Raw genomic sequence first — 15,832 nt, 5'->3', positions numbered from 1 at the left:
GCTGTTACGCGTTCAAACGGATCCGGACAGGGAGTACCCGGCCAGTGCTCCCACCGACGCCCAGCACAGCACCGTCTGCTGCGCGGCCGCCGCCGCGACGGCCAGCAGGGCCAGCACGGCGAACGGCAGCAGCGGCTCGGTCAGCCCCCGGCGCAGGCGGCCGGCCGGCAGGGTCTCACGTGGCGCAGGCAAGGGCCCACCGGCAGACGGTCTTGTACCAGTGCCCCGCCGCGCTCTTCTTCCAGCCGTCGTGGCAGCGCCAGGTCACCGACTTGGTGCACTTACCGCACTTGTGGGCGTACGCCCAGAGCCAGCCGTCGTACTTGCCCGCGTAGCACTGGTTGGGCCGGAGCTTGAAGCGGCCCGGGTCGGAGACGCCGGAGCGGTGGTACCCCTTGTACTTGCCGCTCGTCCGGCACGCGCTCGACAGGACGGTGCTCGGCCCGCACCCGGGAGAGCAGTCGAAGGGCGCGGCGTACGCCGGGCACTTGCCGTAGATGTCGTAGTAGCCCGGCGTCAGGCTGTAACCCGCCGCGAGCGCCTTGCGCGCCGGGGCGAACACGCCGAGCGCGGACAGGCCGACGGTGGTACCGGCGGCCAGCGCCCCGCCCAGCATCGACCGGCGCGCCACCCCCTCGGCCGTCGCGTGCGGGACCCGCCGGGCGGCCCGCCGGGCCCCCTCGGGCCGTGGGCCGGTCAGCATGGGAATGTCATCGAGTTCGAGCATCGGGCATCCTCCCCGTCTCTTCTCACACGGTCGCCGTGTCCGCGTCGGTGATCGTCGACGTCGGCTCGCCGGGCTCCCGGGAGTCGACGACCCGGCCGCCGGCCTGCACGATGAGCGCGTGCAGCGCGCGGACCGAGCCGACCGGCTCGGCCATCCGGATGCGCCCGTCCGCGCCGACGAGCACGGCGTACGGCGTGGCGGGCACCTGGTAGGTCTGGAACAGATCGCCCTGATCCGCCAGGACCAGCATGTTGTCCGGCGGGGTGACGTCGAGGGCGTCGTCGAAGAACAGCGCGCGCGTCGGCGGGCCCTCGGTCTGGCCCAGCGCCTCCTCGAACACGTCGTGGCAGGCGGGGCACTCCGCGCCGAGGAACAGCAGGAGCGTCGGACGGCCCGGCTCGGGGGCGAGCCGGTCGAGGCCCGGCGCGGGCATGCCCGTGGTCAGGCCGACGTCGGGCGTGCGCGGCGCCCTGGTCAGGTGGTGCACCTGCCGGACCAGCCCGGCCACCACGAGGGCGAGCAGGACGATGGCCACCCAGGTCACCAGCAGGGCCGTGGTCTCGAAGCTCATCGAGCGACGCTCCTCTCGGGGTCGGTCATGGCCGGCGGCAGCGACCACAGCAGCACCGCGAAGGCCACGGACGACAGGCCCACGATCACGACGTGCACACCGCGGGAGGCGGTGGCCGAACCCGCCCCGGCCGATGCCGTCACCGACGCCAGCGCGAGCGCCGCGGCCCGCCCGGCCACCCAGCCGCTCATCGGGGTATCGTCGGCCGAGCAGCCGCAGGGTACGGTTCCGACGCTCGGCCGGGTGCGCAGGACGTACAGCCCGTACAGCGCGTAGGCCGCGAACAGCAGGGCGCTGCCGGTCGCCCCCAGCGCCAGCGCGTGCGGCCGATCGGCCAGCAGCGCGTAGCCGGTGACCGCCCCGAGCAGGCCTTCCAGGGCACCGACCGCGACGGCCACCGGCCAGATCAACGGCGCGGGCACCGTGCGATGCGCCGTCAGCGCCGCGGGCAGGACCCGCGGATGCAGCAGATGCCCAGCGAAGCCCGCCAGCAGGATCAGCGCGACCGTCCCGGCCGACACGCCGGTCAGCATCGCCGCCATCAGGCGACGGTCTCGACGCGCAGCCCGCCGATCCGGTTCGCCACCGCCGTGGCCTGGCGGGACTCGTGCGGCAGCACGGTGACCATCGCGGACGACGTGGCGAGCAGGAAGTACGTCGAGTCGTCGTCGAGCGTGTCACGGAACAACTCACCGCTCGGCACCCGCGCGCCCGACCACGCCGGCAGCCTCCGAGCGGTCGTCCGGTTCAGCGCGGTGATCTCCAGCAGGCCGATCTGCGGGATCTCCTTGGCCACCTCGGCCGGCTCGGCGATGCCCGCGCGCTTGGGATCGCGGGAGGCGACCGTGATGCCGTCCTGGTGCTCGGTGACCCGCAGAAGCTGGAAAAGACGGACGGCGTCGGCGGCCTGAGCGCTGTACATCGGGATGAACAGCGAATAATTCCGCCCCTGCCACATCACGGCGAGAAGATGGTCCTCCAGACCGACACGTTGGTCATAATGGGTTACCCGAGCGGTCCGAAGTCGGCCGCCTTGAACGGAGAATTCGTCGTCGAAGTGGCGGATGCCGAGGTCCTCGGCCCACGCGGACGCCGCTTGGCGGTCGCCGGAGGTCAGCTCATGGATTCGGCCGTCCACGGCGTACCGCGTCACGGAGGTGAAAGGGAGGGTCAGATCATGATCGCCGGAAATCTGGAATCGGTAGCCGTCCAATGCCCGATGAACCACCCGGTGCGCCATGACGCAGCCCTTCCCCGTTCGACCGACTCGTCTCGCCCAAAGTCGTGGTTAGCACAAGGTAAGAGCATTTGCGGCCGTTGGCCAGATACCGGCGCGGCGATGCCCGAATGTGGCCAATCACTCTTCGGGGCACACCCGCCGGGTCATGAAGACGTCGGTTCGGTGGCGAGTCGGTGACGGTGGTGCGGGTAGGGCGTCGTCCGGAGGAGGACAGTGAGCGATCGGGATCCGGGAGTGCCGCGGACGCTGGCGACCGTGGCCGCGTTCTGCTGGCGGCTGATCGTCATCGGGATCGTGATCTACGCGATCGTCCGCATCGTCGACAAACTGCGCATCGTCGTGCTGCCGTGCGCGATCGCACTGCTGCTGTGCGCCCTGCTGTACCCCGTCACCGCCCGGCTGGCGCGGCGGATGCCACCGCTCGCCGCGACCTGGCTGACGATGCTCCTGGCCCTCGGCGTGCTCGGCGGCGTGGGCACCTTCGTCGGAATCCAGGCCAATGACCAGTTCCCGCACCTGGTCAACCGGATACAGCGGACGGCGACCGACGTCCAGCACTGGCTGGTCACCGGGCCGCTGCACCTGAAGAACTCCCAGTTGCAGTCGGCCGTGGACCAGCTGCTCAACCAGATCCAGCAGCAGCGCGGGAAACTGGTCAGCACGGCCTTCACCGGCGCCACCGTCGCCGGCGAGCTGCTCGCGGCGATGGTCTTCATGTTCTTCGTGACGTTCTTCCTGCTGAAGGACGGGCCGGGGATCTGGCGCTGGCTCATCAGCGGGTCGGGACGGCACCACGACCGCATCGACCGGGCCGGCCGCGCCGCCTGGGAGACCCTGTCGCAGTACGTCCACGGCACGGTGATCGTCGCGCTCATCCACGCGATCGTCATCGCCGTGACGCTCATGATCATGGGGGTGCCGCTCGTGGCGCCGCTCGCCGTGATCGTGTTCTTCGGGAGCTTCATCCCGATCGTCGGCATCCTGGTCGCCGGGGCGCTCGCGGTCCTCGTCGTCTTCAGCTTCAAGGGCTTCGTCGCCGCGCTGGTCTTCCTCGGCATCCTGATCCTCGAACAGCAGCTCGAGGGCCACGTCCTGCAGCCGCTCGTCGTCGGCCGCTGGGTGCGCTTCCACCCACTGGCGATCATCATCGCCATCTCCGTCGGCGCCGTCGTCGGCGGCATCCCCGGCGCCGCCGTCGCGGTCCCCACGGCGGCGGTCCTCTACCGGGCCTGGCCCGCGCTGCGCGGCGAGGATCAGGCGGCGCCGGCCGACCGGAACGCCCGCGCCGGTCTCCTCACCGGGCGGCGGAAGGGCGCCAAGGAAGCCCCGAACGCCCCGGATGCCGAGCACGCCCCGGACGGCGCCCCGGCCGGTGACCCGCCGGCGGGCGGCCGGGCCGCCGCCGAGGACGGGCCCGCCGATCCGCCCGCGGACCGGGAGGCGGACGACCGGTCCACGGACGCCTCCTGAACGCGGCGAGATCCAGCTCGACGCCGCCGCCCGGCTCCGCCCGAGTGCCGTGACGCGATTCCGTGTGAGCGCCGTGACGCGGTTCCGTGTGAGCACGGCGGCGCGGATCCGCCACGCACCGGCGCCGGACTCCGCTCGGCGGAGCCGTGACCGGCCGTGCCGCGCTCACCGGCGCAGGGGCGCGCAGGCGGTAGTGTCACGGCCTGTGACGCGCGCCGAGGCGAGCGCCGCCATCAGATCGTGACGAGGTGGAGCCTTGACTGTGGACGTTCTCATCCAGCGGCTGGATCCCGGCCTGCCCGCGCCGTCGTACGCCCACCCGGGCGACGCGGGAGCCGACCTGGTCACCACCGTGGACGTCGAACTGCCGCCCGGGGCCCGCGCACTCGTGCCGACCGGGATCGCGATCGCCCTCCCCGACGGCTACGCCGCCTTCGTGCACCCGCGTTCCGGACTGGCGGCTAAATTGGGAGTGACGATCGTGAACGCGCCCGGCACCATCGACGCGGGCTACCGGGGAGAGATCAAGGTCACCCTGCTGAACACCGACACCGAGCACACCGTGCGGCTCACGCGCGGCGACCGCATCGCGCAACTGGTCATCCAGCGCGTCGAGCGGGCCGTCTTCCATGAGGTCCAGGTCCTGCCGGGATCGGCGCGCGGAGACGGTGGTTTCGGATCCACGGGCGGGTACGCAGGAGCCGTGGGGAGCCGCGCCGCGGACGCGGCCGTACATCACAACGAAGGAGCGTGAGTCGTGTTTCGACGCCGTCGTCGGGACGAGGAGCCCGAGAAGAACCTCGAGCCGACCGACGAGGAGACCGTCGCGGCCGAGGAATCCGGAGCCGATGAGCCCGGAGAGCAGGAGAGCGCGGCTGTGTCCCACGGCGGCCCCTGGGACGCCGGAGCCGACTCGATCCCCGAGATGGAGCGCGTCGACTTCGGCGCGATCCAGGTGCCCATCGCCGAGGGGATCGAGCATCAGCTGAACATCGAGGACGCCGAGCAGGACGCCCAGGGCAACCTCGTCGGCGGTAACTTCGTCGCAGTCACCGTCGTGACCGGGGAGAGCGGCCTGCAGCTCCAGGCCTTCGCCGCGCCGAAGAAGAGCGGGCTGTGGGACGAGCTCCGCGAGGAGATCGCCGAGGAGATCAAGCAGGCGCAGGGGGAGACCCAGGAGGCCGAGGGGCCGTTCGGCACCGAGCTGCACGCCATGGTCCCCGTCGCCATCCCGGAGGAGCTCAAGGACCAGGTCCCGCCGGAGGTCGCGGAGCAGGGCTTCGGCTGGCAGCCGGTCCGCTTCCTCGGCGTCGACGGCCCGCGCTGGTTCCTGCGCGGCGTCGTGCAGGGCGCCGCCCTGCAGGACCCGGAGCAGGCACGGGCCGTCGAGGAGATCTTCGCGAACGTCGTGGTCGTCCGTGGCGACGACCCGATGCCGCCGCGCGAGCTCCTGGCGCTGTCCCTCCCGGCCGGCGCCCAGCAGGCGATGGGCGAGCCGGGACAGGAGGACGGCGAGGACGGCGGGTCCCCGTTCAACCCTTTTGAGCGCGGTCCGGAGATCACCGAGGTCCGCTGACCCGAACCCCGAATCCCGCCCCCGGCACCTGGCCGGGGACGGGATTTCGCTTGTTCGGAAACTGTGGCCATGTGGATGCGCACAGTGATTATCCGGCGTGCGAGACTGGCGACGTGTACGGAGGTGATCCACCGATGACGGAGGCGTTTGCCATGCCGCCCGATCATCACCGCACGAGCTGGACGATCGAGGAGGTGCTGGCCCTGCCGGAGAACGGCATGCGCCAGGAGCTCTTCGAAGGAAGACTGGTGGAATCCCCCGTGCCTCCCCCCTCGCACCAGAACGCCGGACAGCGGCTGATTCGGCTGCTCTATCCGGCGGTCCCTCCCGACTACGAAGTCACGCCCGAAACGAACATACGGATCGGTCCGGACCTGTTCATCCCGGGTCTACAAGCTTCGCGGGACCGGTTACGTCGAGATGGCCGACGCGCACGCGGGGGAGACGCTGAAGCTGGCCGAGCCGTTCGAGCTGAGCTTCGACCCGGCCGAGCTCGTCGGGCTGCGCCGCTGAGGGTCCGCTGAGGGGCCGCTTCTCCGTGGACCGGGGACGGCCGGGTTCGTAGCCTGGGAGGACGGCCAGGTCCGCGACGGCGCTCGGGAGGACTCCATGGGGACGGCTCTGACGCAGGCCCGCTGGACGCACGTCGCGCTGCCGACCGGAGACCTCGACCGGGCGATCGAGTTCTACACGACGCTGACGCCCCTGGTGGTCGTCGAGCGGTTCCAGGACGCCGCCGGTGAGAGCGCGTGGCTGTCCAACGACAGGCAGGTCGAGACGCCGTTCGTGCTGGTCCTCGTGTCGTTCGCCGAGGACAGGGGCGGGCGGCTGGGGCTGCTGGCCCCGTTCGCGCACCTGGGCGTCGAGGTGCCGCGGCGGGAGGACGTCGACGCGCTCGCCGACCGTGCCCGGGAGCTCGGATGCCTGCACTGGGAGCCGCGCGACATGCCCGGCCCGGTCGGCTACATCTGCGCCCTGAAGGACCCGGACGGCAACGTCGTCGAGATCTCCCACGGCCAGAAGGTCTTCGAGACCGTACGCCGCCTGTGGGGCGAGGGCTCTTGACCGTCCGGTCCCGCCGGCCCGGGGACGATGCGTACCACGCGTGACGCCGAGCGGCCCCATGTGCTTCCATGCCATGGGTCACCGTTCGAAGGGATGGAACATGTCGGGTCTGCGCAGCTCTCAGTGGTACTCGGGCCAGGACCGCAACGCGTACATCCACCGGGCATGGATGCGCCGGGGCCTGCCCGGTCATGCCTTCGACGGGCGTCCGCAGATCGCCATCGCGAACACCGCGTCCGACCTGACGCCCTGCAACAGTCACCTCGACGAGGTGGCGGAGAGTGTCAAGCAGGGGGTGTGGGAGGCCGGGGGCGTGCCGTTGAACCTGCCCGTCGTGTCCCTCGGCGAGACGCAGTTGCGCCCGACCGCGATGCTGTGGCGGAACATGGCCGCGATGGCGACCGAGGAGATGCTGCGCGGCAATCCGGTCGACGGTGTCGTCCTGCTCGGCGGCTGTGACAAGACGATCCCGTCCCTGCTGATGGCGGCGGCCTCGGTCGACCTGCCCGCCGTCGTGGTGCCGGGCGGGCCGATGCTGTCCGGCACGTTCCGCGGGGTGCCGCTCGGCTGCGGCACCGACGTGTGGCGCCTCAGCGAGGAGGTGCGCGCCGGCGAGCTGTCCGAGCGCGACTTCCTCGAGTCGGAGTCGTGCATGATCCGCAGCCGGGGCCACTGCAACACGATGGGCACGGCCTCCACGATGGGCCTGCTCGCCGAGGCGCTCGGCACGACGCTGCCCGGCACGGCGGGGCTGCCCGCGCCGGACAGCCGCCTGCTCGCCCGGGCGCACGAGACCGGCCGGCTGGCCGTCGAGATGGTGCAAGAGGGACGCAGGCCCAGCGACGTGCTGTCGGTTGGATCGTTCCGGAACGCGATCGTGGCGCTCGCCGCGATCGGCGGCTCGACCAACGCGGTCGTCCACCTCCTCGCCATCGCCGGCCGCCTCGGCGTCCCTCTCACCCTCGACGACTTCGACCGGATCGGCGCGGACGTCCCGCTGCTCGTGGACCTGCAGCCCGCTGGGCGCCACCTGATGGAGGACCTCCACCGCGCGGGCGGCCTGCACGCCGTGCTCCGCCAGGTCCAGGACCTGCTCGACCCGTCGGCGCTCACCGTCACCGGGCGGCCCCTCGTGGATCATCTCGGGGACGCGGAGATCTGGGACCCGGAGGTCATCCGCACCCGTGAGGCGCCGTTGCTGCCCGCCGCCGGGATCGCCGTGCTGCGCGGCAACCTCGCGCCCGACGGCGCGATCATCAAGCCCGCCGCGGCCTCCCCGCACCTGATGCGCCACCGGGGCCGCGCCGTGGTGTTCGACTCGATCGAGGACCTCCACGCCCGCCTGGACGACCCGGACCTCGACGTCGACGAGGACTCCGTGCTCGTCCTGCGCGGCTGCGGTCCGAAGGGCTACCCGGGCATGCCGGAGGTCTCGAACATGCCGCTGCCCGAGAAGCTCCTCAAGAGGGGCGTTCGCGACATGGTCCGGGTCTGCGACGGCCGCATGAGCGGCACCGCGTACGGCACCGTGGTCCTGCACGTCTCGCCCGAGGCCGCGGCGGGCGGCCCGCTGGACCGGGTCCGGACCGGCGACCCGATCATCCTGGACGTGGAGAACCGCCGGATCGACGTGGACATCCCGCAGGAGGAACTCGACGCCCGGGAGCCCTCACCGGCCCTGCTGGAGAGCGTGGCCCGCCCCCGGCGCGGCTGGGAGCGGCTGTACGTCGAGACGGTCATGGGCGCGGACACCGGCGCCGACCTGGACTTCCTCGTCGGCTCCTCGGGCGACGCGGTGGCCCGCGAGTCGCACTGACCCGCCGCCCGATCCGATCTCCCGGCCACGGCGGGCCGGGACCCGGCCGGGAGGCCGGGTCGGCGGGGCCGCTCAGCGGGCGGTGAGCAGGACGCCCGCGTACGCGACGCCGGCGATCAGCACCCAGGAGGTCAGCCCGAGGAGGAGGGCGCGGTGGCCGGTCCGCGCCAGCTCCGGCAGGCGGACGGCGGCGCCCAGGCCGAACAGGGCCGCAGCGAACAGCACGTCCCGTACCGTGCTCGCAGCGGCCAGCGCGCCTGAGGGGACGGCCACCGCCGAGCGCAGCGCCATCGTCGCCAGGAAGCCGAGGACGAACAGCGGCAGCAGCGTGGGACGGTGCCGTCCCGCGCCCCGGCGGGTCCGCAGCGCGACACCGGCCGTGATCGGCGCGAGCATGACGACCCGTACGAGCTTCACCGCGATCGCCGGTACGAGCGCCGCCGTACCGGCGAGGGTGGCCGTCGCGACGACCTGGCCCACGTCGTGCACGCTCGCCCCGATCCAGCGCCCCACGTCGTACGGCGACAGCCCGAGCAGCCGGCCGACGGGCGGCAGCACGGCGATGGCCAGGCTGCCGCAGAGCGTGACGAGGCCGATCGCGGTCGCGGTCTCGCGTTCGGCCTCCGCGTCGCCCGGCCGCGGCCCGAGCGCGCCGTCGACCGCCGCGACCGCGGACGCCCCGCAGATGGAGAAGCCCGCGGCGACCAGCAGGGAAAGCCGGTCGGACAGGCCGAATCTGCGGCCCAGCCACCGCGTGCCGGTGAAGGTCACGGCCAGGACCGTCAGCGTCATGAGGATCGTCCGCGCGCCGAGGGCGAGGATGTCGCCGAAGGAGACCTGCAGTCCCAGCAGCACCACGCCCGCCCGCATGAACCTGGTGCCGGAGAAGCGCAGGCCCGGCCGGGTCGCGGCGGGCAGCAGCCGGAGGTTCGCGGCGAGCACGCCGAGGACCAGCGCGGCGGTGAGCATGGGCACCGCGCCGGCCGCGCGGTGCGCGGCGTACGACACCGGGACGGCCAGGGCGCAGGCGGCGACGCCCGGCGCGAGTCCCCAGCGGCGCCGGGCCACGCCCGGTACGGGCGCCGCGCCGGCGGCGTCCGGCGCGGCGGACGCGGGGGCCGGCGGCCGCGCGCCGTCCGCGTCCCGTACGGCGCGTGGGCCGGAGGTCGGCGTGGGCGGGTGTTCGGTGGTCGGTGTTCCGGGGTGGGCTCGTGCGTGCCGGGACGGCGTTGTCCAGATCGACATGATCCCAGCATCGGGCCCGCGCGGGGCCCGCAGTAGCAGGCGTTTCCCTGGCAGGTCATAGAGTTCGCCTATGACCTCCCGGCTTCCTGTGAGCTCCCGGCTCCCCGATCTCGAGGCTCTGGAGCTCCTGGTGGCCGTCGCCGAGACGGGCAGCCTGGGTCAGGCCGCCGGCCGTCTGGGCATCAGCCAGCCCTCGGCCAGCGCGCGGATGCGCACGCTGGAACGCCGGCTCGGCGTGCGGCTGCTCGACCGCTCGACCAGCGGTTCCCGGCTCACGGCGGCCGGCTCGGTGGTCACCGACTGGGCGCGAGCCGTCCTCGTCCAGGCGAACGCGCTGGTGGAGGGCGTCGCGGCGCTGCGTTCGCGGCAGGAGGACCGGCTCCGGGTGTCGGCGAGCCTGACCGTCGCCGAGCACCTCGTCCCAGGCTGGCTCGTGGCCCTGCGCGAGGCCGCGCCCGGCGTCCACGTCGAGCTGAACGTCACCAACAGCACCCACGTGATCGAGCGGGTGCGGGCGGACGAGGCGGACCTGGGGTTCATCGAGGGCCGCGGGGCGCCGCGCGACCTGCACAGCCGCGCCGTGGGCCGGGACCGCCTGGTGGTCGTCGTCGCGCCGGGCCATCCCTGGACGCGCCGGCGGCGGCCGCTGCGCCCGGTCGAGCTGGCGGCCACACCGCTGCTCCTGCGCGAGGCCGGATCGGGCACGCGGGAGACGTTCGAGGCCGCGCTCGCGCCGTACGGGGGCCCGGCCGAGCCGGCGCTGGAGCTGGGCGCGACCGCCCCACTGCGCGCCGCCGCCGTCGCGGGCTCGGCGCCGGCCGTGCTCAGCGCGCTCGTCGTCGCCGACGAGATCGCCGCGGGACGGCTCGTCGAGGTGCCGAGCGAGCTGCGCCTGGAGCGGGTGCTGAGGGCGGTGTGGCCGCGCGGCCGAGAACTCCCCGAGCCCGCGCTGCACCTCCTCCGCGTCGCCCGCTCCTGACCCGCGCCGGCGGGCGGCCGTTAGGAGGGTGTTAAGGCGCCGACGGTCGGCGCTAAGGATTCGTCAATAGCGGCGATAGCCGCCTATTTCGGGCGTTGACTTCAGGCGTGACCTCCTGATCGGAGGTCGGGCAACGCCGGAGGCGGACGCGATGACACGCCTGGAACCCTCCGCGTGGTTCGCGAACGACGGAGGAACGGAGCGATGGCGGATCTGGTGTACGTGCTGCTGACGGTGGCGGTCTTCGCCCTGTTCGGCCTGGTCGTCAAGGCGGTCGAGCGCCTGTGAGCCCGGAGAACCTGGTCGGGCTGATCCTGGCCGTGCTGGTGTCCGTTCTCCTCGTGGCCGCCCTGCTGTTCCCGGAGCGCTTCTGATGAGTACGACGGTCGCGGGAGTCCTGTTCACGGGCTCTCTCGTGTTCGCTCTCGCCGTGGTCCACCGGCCGCTGGGGGACTACATGTACCGGGTGTACACCGGTACGCGGCACGCGCGGGTCGAGCGGGTGATCTACCGGTTGGTGGGAGCGCACCCGGAGACCGAGCAGACCTGGGCGTCGTACGCCCGCAGCGTGCTGGCGTTCTCGGCGGTCTCGGTGCTCTTCCTGTACGGCCTGCAGCGCCTGCAGAACCACCTGCTGCTGAGCCTGGGGTTCAAGCCGGTGATGACACACCAGGCGTGGAACACCGCGATCAGCTTCGTGACCAACACGAACTGGCAGTCCTACTCCGGTGAGTCGACCATGGGCCACCTGGTGCAGATGGCGGGCCTGGCGGTGCAGAACTTCGTCTCCGCCGCCGTCGGCATGGCCGTGGCCATCGCCCTCGTGCGCGGGTTCGCCCGTAAGGGGACCGACCATCTCGGTAACTTCTGGGTGGACCTGGTCCGCGGGACCCTGCGGATCCTGCTGCCCATCGCCTTCGTCGGCGCGATCATCCTGATGGTCGGCGGTGCGGTGCAGAACTTCCACGACCCGCACACGGCCCAGACGCTCGCCGGCGCGAAGCAGGCGATCACCGGGGGCCCGGTCGCGAGCCAGGAGGCCATCAAGGAGCTCGGTACCAACGGCGGGGGTTTCTACAACGCCAACTCCGCCCACCCGTTCGAGAACCCCACGGCGTGGACGAACTGGCTGGAGCTCTTCCTGCTGCTGATGATCGCCTTCAGCCTGCCCCGGACGTTCGGGCGGATGGTCGGCAACGCCAGGCAGGGGCACGCGATCGTCGCGGTGATGGCCGTGCTCGCCGTCACTAGCGTCACGCTGCTCTCGTTCTTCCAGCTGGCCCACCACGGCACGGTGCCGACCGCGATCGGCTCCTCGATGGAGGGCGTGGAGACGCGGTTCGGAGTGGCGAACTCGGCGACGTTCGCGGACGCCACCACGCTTACCTCGACGGGCGCGGTGAACTCCTTCCACGATTCCTACACGAGCCTCGGCGGCATGATGACGATGTTCAACATGATGCTGGGCGAGGTCGTGCCCGGCGGGACGGGCTCGGGCCTGTACGGCATGTTGATCCTGGCGGTGGTCACCGTGTTCGTCGCGGGGCTGATGGTCGGTCGCACCCCCGAGTACCTCGGCAAGAAGATCGGCAGCCGGGAGATCAAGTTCGCGGCCGCGTACTTCCTCATCACGCCGGTCTGCGTCCTGGTCGGCACCGCGGTGGCGATGGCCGGCACCTGGGGCCGCGGGGGCATGCTGAACCGCGGCGCGCACGGGCTGTCGGAGGTGCTGTACGCGTTCACCTCCGCATCGAACAACAACGGGTCGGCGTTCGCGGGTCTCACGGCGAGCACCCCCTTCTACGACACCGCGCTGGGCCTGGCGATGGCCTTCGGGCGCTTCCTGCCGATGATCTTCGTCCTCGCGCTGGCCGGTTCCCTCGCGCGCCAGGGCCGTACCCCCGTGTCGGAGGGCACGCTCCCCACTCATCGCCCGCAGTTCGTCGGCATGGTCGCCGGAGTGACGGTCGTCCTCGTCGCCCTGACCTACCTCCCCGCACTCGCCCTCGGACCGCTGGCCGAAGGAGTCCGCTGATGTCCGTACGACTCGCCGAAGCACCCCGGACGACTCCGGAGACGCCGGCGCCCCCTGGCGGCCGCCGGGTCCAGGGCGGTCTGCTCGACCCCGGACAACTGCTCCGGTCACTGCCGGACGCGGTCCGGAAGCTGAACCCGCGCAGGATGTGGCGCAACCCCGTCATGTTCATCGTCGAGATCGGCGCGGTGTGGAGCACCGTGCTCGCCGTGGGCCGGCCGAGCTGGTTCTCCTGGCTGATCGTCGCGTGGCTCTGGCTGACGGTGACCTTCGCCAACCTGGCCGAGGCGGTGGCCGAGGGCAGGGGGAAGGCCCAGGCCGACTCGCTCCGCCGCGCCAAGACCGACACGACGGCCCGCCGCCTGGTCGACTGGGCGCCCGGTGGGCCGGTGCGGGAGGAGCCGGTTCCGGCCCCCGCGCTGCGGCAGGGCGATCACGTGATCGTCGAGGCCGGGCAGATCGTTCCCGGCGACGGAGACGTCGTCGAGGGGATCGCCAGCCTCGACGAGTCGGCGATCACGGGTGAGTCGGCGCCGGTCATCCGCGAGTCCGGCGGCGACCGGTCCGCGGTCACCGGCGGCACGAAGGTGCTGTCCGACCGGATCATCGTCAGGATCACCCAGCGGCCCGGCGAGAGCTTCATCGACAAGATGATCGCCCTGGTCGAGGGCGCGAACCGGCAGAAGACCCCGAATGAGATCGCCCTCAACATCCTGCTGGCCTCGCTGACGATCATCTTCGTGATGGCCGTCGCCACCCTGCAACCGCTGGCGATCTTCTCCAAGGCGAATGAACCGGGTGTACCGGACTCGCTCGCGCTGAACGCCCACGGCGTCGCCGGCATCGTCATGGTCTCGCTCCTGGTCTGCCTCATCCCCACGACGATCGGCGCCCTGCTGTCCGCGATCGGCATCGCCGGCATGGACCGCCTCGTTCAGCGCAACGTCCTCGCGATGAGCGGCCGCGCGGTCGAGGCGGCCGGTGACGTCGACACCCTGCTGCTGGACAAGACCGGCACCATCACGCTCGGTGACCGGCAGGCCGCGGAGTTCATCCCGTTGGCCGGCGTGACCGAGCAGGAGCTCGCGGACGCGGCGCAACTGGCCAGCCTCGCCGACGAGACCCCGGAGGGCCGCTCGATCGTGGTCTTCGCCAAGACCGCGTACGGCCTGCGGGAACGTTCGCCCGGGGAGCTGGCGCACGCGACATGGATCGAGTTCACCGCCCAGACCCGCATGTCCGGCGTCGACCTCGACGACGACCCCGGCGGCACGCGTCACCTGCGCAAAGGCGCGGCGGCGGCCGTCCTCACCTGGGTACTCGACCACGGCGGTCATCCGGAGACGGAGGCCGCCGGCATCGTGGACGGCATCTCCGCCGCCGGCGGCACGCCTCTGGTCGTCGGCGAGGTCGTCCGGGGCACCGGGACGGACGGCGCCCGGCTGCTCGGCGTGATCCACCTGAAGGACGTCGTCAAGGCGGGCATGCGCGAGCGGTTCGCCGAGATGCGCCGCATGGGCATCCGCACCGTCATGATCACCGGCGACAATCCGCTGACCGCCAGGGCCATCGCGGACGAGGCCGGCGTCGACGACTTCCTCGCCGAGGCCAGGCCCGAGGACAAGATGGCGCTGATCAAGAGGGAACAGGAGGGCGGCCGGCTCGTCGCGATGACCGGAGACGGGACGAACGACGCGCCGGCGCTCGCCCAGGCCGACGTCGGGGTCGCCATGAACACCGGCACCTCCGCCGCCAAGGAGGCCGGCAACATGGTCGACCTGGATTCCAACCCGACGAAGCTCATCGAGATCGTCGAGATCGGGAAGCAACTGCTGATCACCCGCGGCGCGCTGACGACCTTCTCGATCGCCAACGACATCGCCAAGTACTTCGCGATCATCCCCGCGATGTTCGCGGCGCTCTACCCGGGCCTGGACCGGCTCAACGTCATGCGGCTGCACAGCCCGCAGTCGGCGATCCTGTCCGCCGTCATCTTCAACGCCGTCATCATCGTCGCGCTGATCCCCCTTGCCCTGCGCGGCGTGAAGTACCGCCCCTCCAGCGCCTCCAGACTGCTGTCCCGCAACCTCTACGTCTATGGGCTCGGGGGCGTCGTCGCGCCGTTCATCGGCATCAAGCTCGTCGACCTGGTCGTTCAGTTCCTCCCGGGGATGTCCTGATGCGCCTGCCAAGCCTCATCCGCCGCCACCTCGCCGCGGTCCGCGCCCTCCTGGTCCTGACCGTGATCACCGGTGTCGTCTACCCGCTCGCGGTCTGGGCCGTCGCGCTCCTCCCCGGCCTGCACGGCCGGGCCGAGGGCTCCCGGATCGAACGCGACGGGAAGGCGGTCGGGAGCCGCCTCATCGGCCAGGCGTTCACGGATCCGCGCGGGAACCCGCTGCGCCAGTACGTCCAGAGCCGTCCCTCCAACGCCGGATCCGGCTACGACCCGGCGTCCACCGGCGCGAGCAACCTCGGTCCCGAGGACGTGGTGGACACCCTCCCGCGGAACCCGGCCGACAAGGCGAGGGAGATCGCGGCCAGGACCGCGCGCGACTCGCTGCTGACCCAGGTCTGCGCCCGCAGCAGGGCGGTCGGCGCGCTCGAGGGGGTCAGCGGGGCCCGCCCGTTCTGCACGCCCGGCGGCGTCGGCGCGGTCCTGTCGGTCATCGGCCCGCGCGACCGGGAGGGCCACGTGACGCGGCCCACCCGCGTCGTCAGCGTCAACGAGCAGTGCGGCGTCGTGTCCCGGCCGTTCGTCACCGCGTACAAGGGCGTGCGCGTCGAGTGCGCCAGGGCCGGCGAGGACTACGCGATGGGCGAGATGGTCCCGGTACGGGGCGGCGCCCCGGCCCGGCCGGCGGTGCCCGCGGACGCCGTGACCGGCAGCGGCAGCGGTCTGGACCCGGACATCTCCCCGGCGTACGCCCGCCTGCAGGCTCCCCGGGTCGCCCGGGCGCGCGGCGTCTCCACGGCCCGGGTTCTCGCCGCGATCGAGGACAACGAGGACGGCCGGGTTCTGGGCTTCATCGGCGAACCTCGGGTGAACGTCCTGCGGCTCAACCTGGAACTCGACCGGAAGTACCCGTACCGCGGATGAGGAGGGAG

General features: G+C 72.1%; 16 protein-coding genes and 1 pseudogene. 11 read left to right on the top strand and 6 right to left on the bottom strand.

What is annotated here, in order from left to right; translation table 11 throughout:
- Window positions 1-12 precede the first annotated feature (12 nt).
- The 5 genes from NE235_RS08770 to NE235_RS08750 are packed head-to-tail and all read right to left on the bottom strand — an operon-like array spanning window position 13 to window position 2,256.
- A complete protein-coding gene (locus NE235_RS08770) occupies window positions 13-192 on the bottom strand; it encodes a hypothetical protein (RefSeq protein ID WP_252800538.1) in 180 nt (59 codons plus the stop codon).
- A complete protein-coding gene (locus NE235_RS08765; protein ID WP_252800536.1) occupies window positions 176-727 on the bottom strand; it encodes a hypothetical protein in 552 nt (183 codons plus the stop codon). Before NE235_RS08765 ends, NE235_RS08770 begins: the two co-directional genes overlap by 17 nt.
- Window positions 728-749: 22 nt before the next feature.
- Complete coding sequence (locus tag NE235_RS08760; protein ID WP_252800535.1) at window positions 750-1,298, bottom strand: thioredoxin domain-containing protein; 549 nt, start codon at window positions 1,296-1,298, stop codon at window positions 750-752.
- The gene (locus NE235_RS08755; protein WP_252800534.1) at window positions 1,295-1,840 is read right to left on the bottom strand and encodes a MauE/DoxX family redox-associated membrane protein; all 546 of its coding nucleotides are present in this window, start codon (window positions 1,838-1,840) and stop codon (window positions 1,295-1,297) included. Before NE235_RS08755 ends, NE235_RS08760 begins: the two co-directional genes overlap by 4 nt.
- Complete coding sequence (locus NE235_RS08750; protein WP_252800531.1) at window positions 1,840-2,256, bottom strand: hypothetical protein; 417 nt, start codon at window positions 2,254-2,256, stop codon at window positions 1,840-1,842. Before NE235_RS08750 ends, NE235_RS08755 begins: the two co-directional genes overlap by 1 nt.
- Window positions 2,257-2,751: 495 nt before the next feature.
- Between NE235_RS08750 and NE235_RS08745 the strand changes: the two genes are divergently transcribed.
- The 6 genes and pseudogenes from NE235_RS08745 (at window position 2,752) to NE235_RS08725 (ending at window position 8,465) form a co-directional block, all read left to right on the top strand.
- Window positions 2,752-4,008 carry an AI-2E family transporter gene (locus NE235_RS08745; protein ID WP_252800528.1) on the top strand — a complete coding sequence of 419 codons (1,257 nt, stop codon included), beginning with the start codon at window positions 2,752-2,754 and terminating at the stop codon, window positions 4,006-4,008.
- Between the two features lie 256 nt (window positions 4,009-4,264).
- Complete coding sequence (dut, locus tag NE235_RS08740; RefSeq protein WP_252800527.1) at window positions 4,265-4,762, top strand: dUTP diphosphatase; 498 nt, start codon at window positions 4,265-4,267, stop codon at window positions 4,760-4,762.
- 3 nt (window positions 4,763-4,765) lie between these two features.
- Window positions 4,766-5,584, top strand: coding sequence for a DUF3710 domain-containing protein (locus tag NE235_RS08735; protein WP_252800519.1), 819 nt, complete (start codon window positions 4,766-4,768; stop codon window positions 5,582-5,584).
- A 134-nt stretch (window positions 5,585-5,718) separates the two neighbouring features.
- A pseudogene (locus NE235_RS38635) lies at window positions 5,719-5,985 on the top strand (Uma2 family endonuclease); the annotation flags it as partial.
- A gap of 208 nt (window positions 5,986-6,193) precedes the next feature.
- The gene (locus NE235_RS08730) at window positions 6,194-6,649 is read left to right on the top strand and encodes a VOC family protein (protein ID WP_252800517.1); all 456 of its coding nucleotides are present in this window, start codon (window positions 6,194-6,196) and stop codon (window positions 6,647-6,649) included.
- 100 nt (window positions 6,650-6,749) lie between these two features.
- Window positions 6,750-8,465, top strand: a complete 1,716-nt coding sequence (locus NE235_RS08725; protein ID WP_252800515.1) for an IlvD/Edd family dehydratase — start codon at window positions 6,750-6,752, stop codon at window positions 8,463-8,465.
- 72 nt (window positions 8,466-8,537) lie between these two features.
- Here the strand turns inward: NE235_RS08725 and NE235_RS08720 are convergent, their stop codons facing one another.
- Complete coding sequence (locus tag NE235_RS08720) at window positions 8,538-9,710, bottom strand: YeiH family protein (RefSeq protein WP_252800513.1); 1,173 nt, start codon at window positions 9,708-9,710, stop codon at window positions 8,538-8,540.
- Between the two features lie 70 nt (window positions 9,711-9,780).
- Here NE235_RS08720 and NE235_RS08715 point away from each other — a divergent pair, with 70 nt between their 5' ends.
- From NE235_RS08715 to NE235_RS08695, 5 genes are all read left to right on the top strand, one after another.
- Window positions 9,781-10,689, top strand: a complete 909-nt coding sequence (locus tag NE235_RS08715; protein WP_252800511.1) for a LysR substrate-binding domain-containing protein — start codon at window positions 9,781-9,783, stop codon at window positions 10,687-10,689.
- A 284-nt stretch (window positions 10,690-10,973) separates the two neighbouring features.
- Window positions 10,974-11,063, top strand: coding sequence for a potassium-transporting ATPase subunit F (locus NE235_RS08710; RefSeq protein WP_252800509.1), 90 nt, complete (start codon window positions 10,974-10,976; stop codon window positions 11,061-11,063).
- Window positions 11,063-12,724 carry a potassium-transporting ATPase subunit KdpA gene (kdpA, locus tag NE235_RS08705; RefSeq protein WP_252800500.1) on the top strand — a complete coding sequence of 554 codons (1,662 nt, stop codon included), beginning with the start codon at window positions 11,063-11,065 and terminating at the stop codon, window positions 12,722-12,724. Before NE235_RS08710 ends, kdpA begins: the two co-directional genes overlap by 1 nt.
- Window positions 12,724-14,904 carry a potassium-transporting ATPase subunit KdpB gene (gene kdpB, locus NE235_RS08700; RefSeq protein ID WP_252800498.1) on the top strand — a complete coding sequence of 727 codons (2,181 nt, stop codon included), beginning with the start codon at window positions 12,724-12,726 and terminating at the stop codon, window positions 14,902-14,904. The genes kdpA and kdpB overlap by 1 nt, the downstream gene beginning before the upstream one ends.
- Window positions 14,901-15,824, top strand: coding sequence for a potassium-transporting ATPase subunit C (locus NE235_RS08695; protein ID WP_308206049.1), 924 nt, complete (start codon window positions 14,901-14,903; stop codon window positions 15,822-15,824). The genes kdpB and NE235_RS08695 overlap by 4 nt, the downstream gene beginning before the upstream one ends.
- Window positions 15,825-15,832: the final 8 nt, after the last annotated feature.

The sequence above is a fragment of the Actinoallomurus spadix genome, from assembly GCF_024055725.1.
GTDB lineage: Bacteria > Actinomycetota > Actinomycetes > Streptosporangiales > Streptosporangiaceae > Actinoallomurus > Actinoallomurus spadix.
Note: the sequence above shows the minus strand (reverse complement) of the source record. Positions and strands in the feature narration are given on the sequence as shown.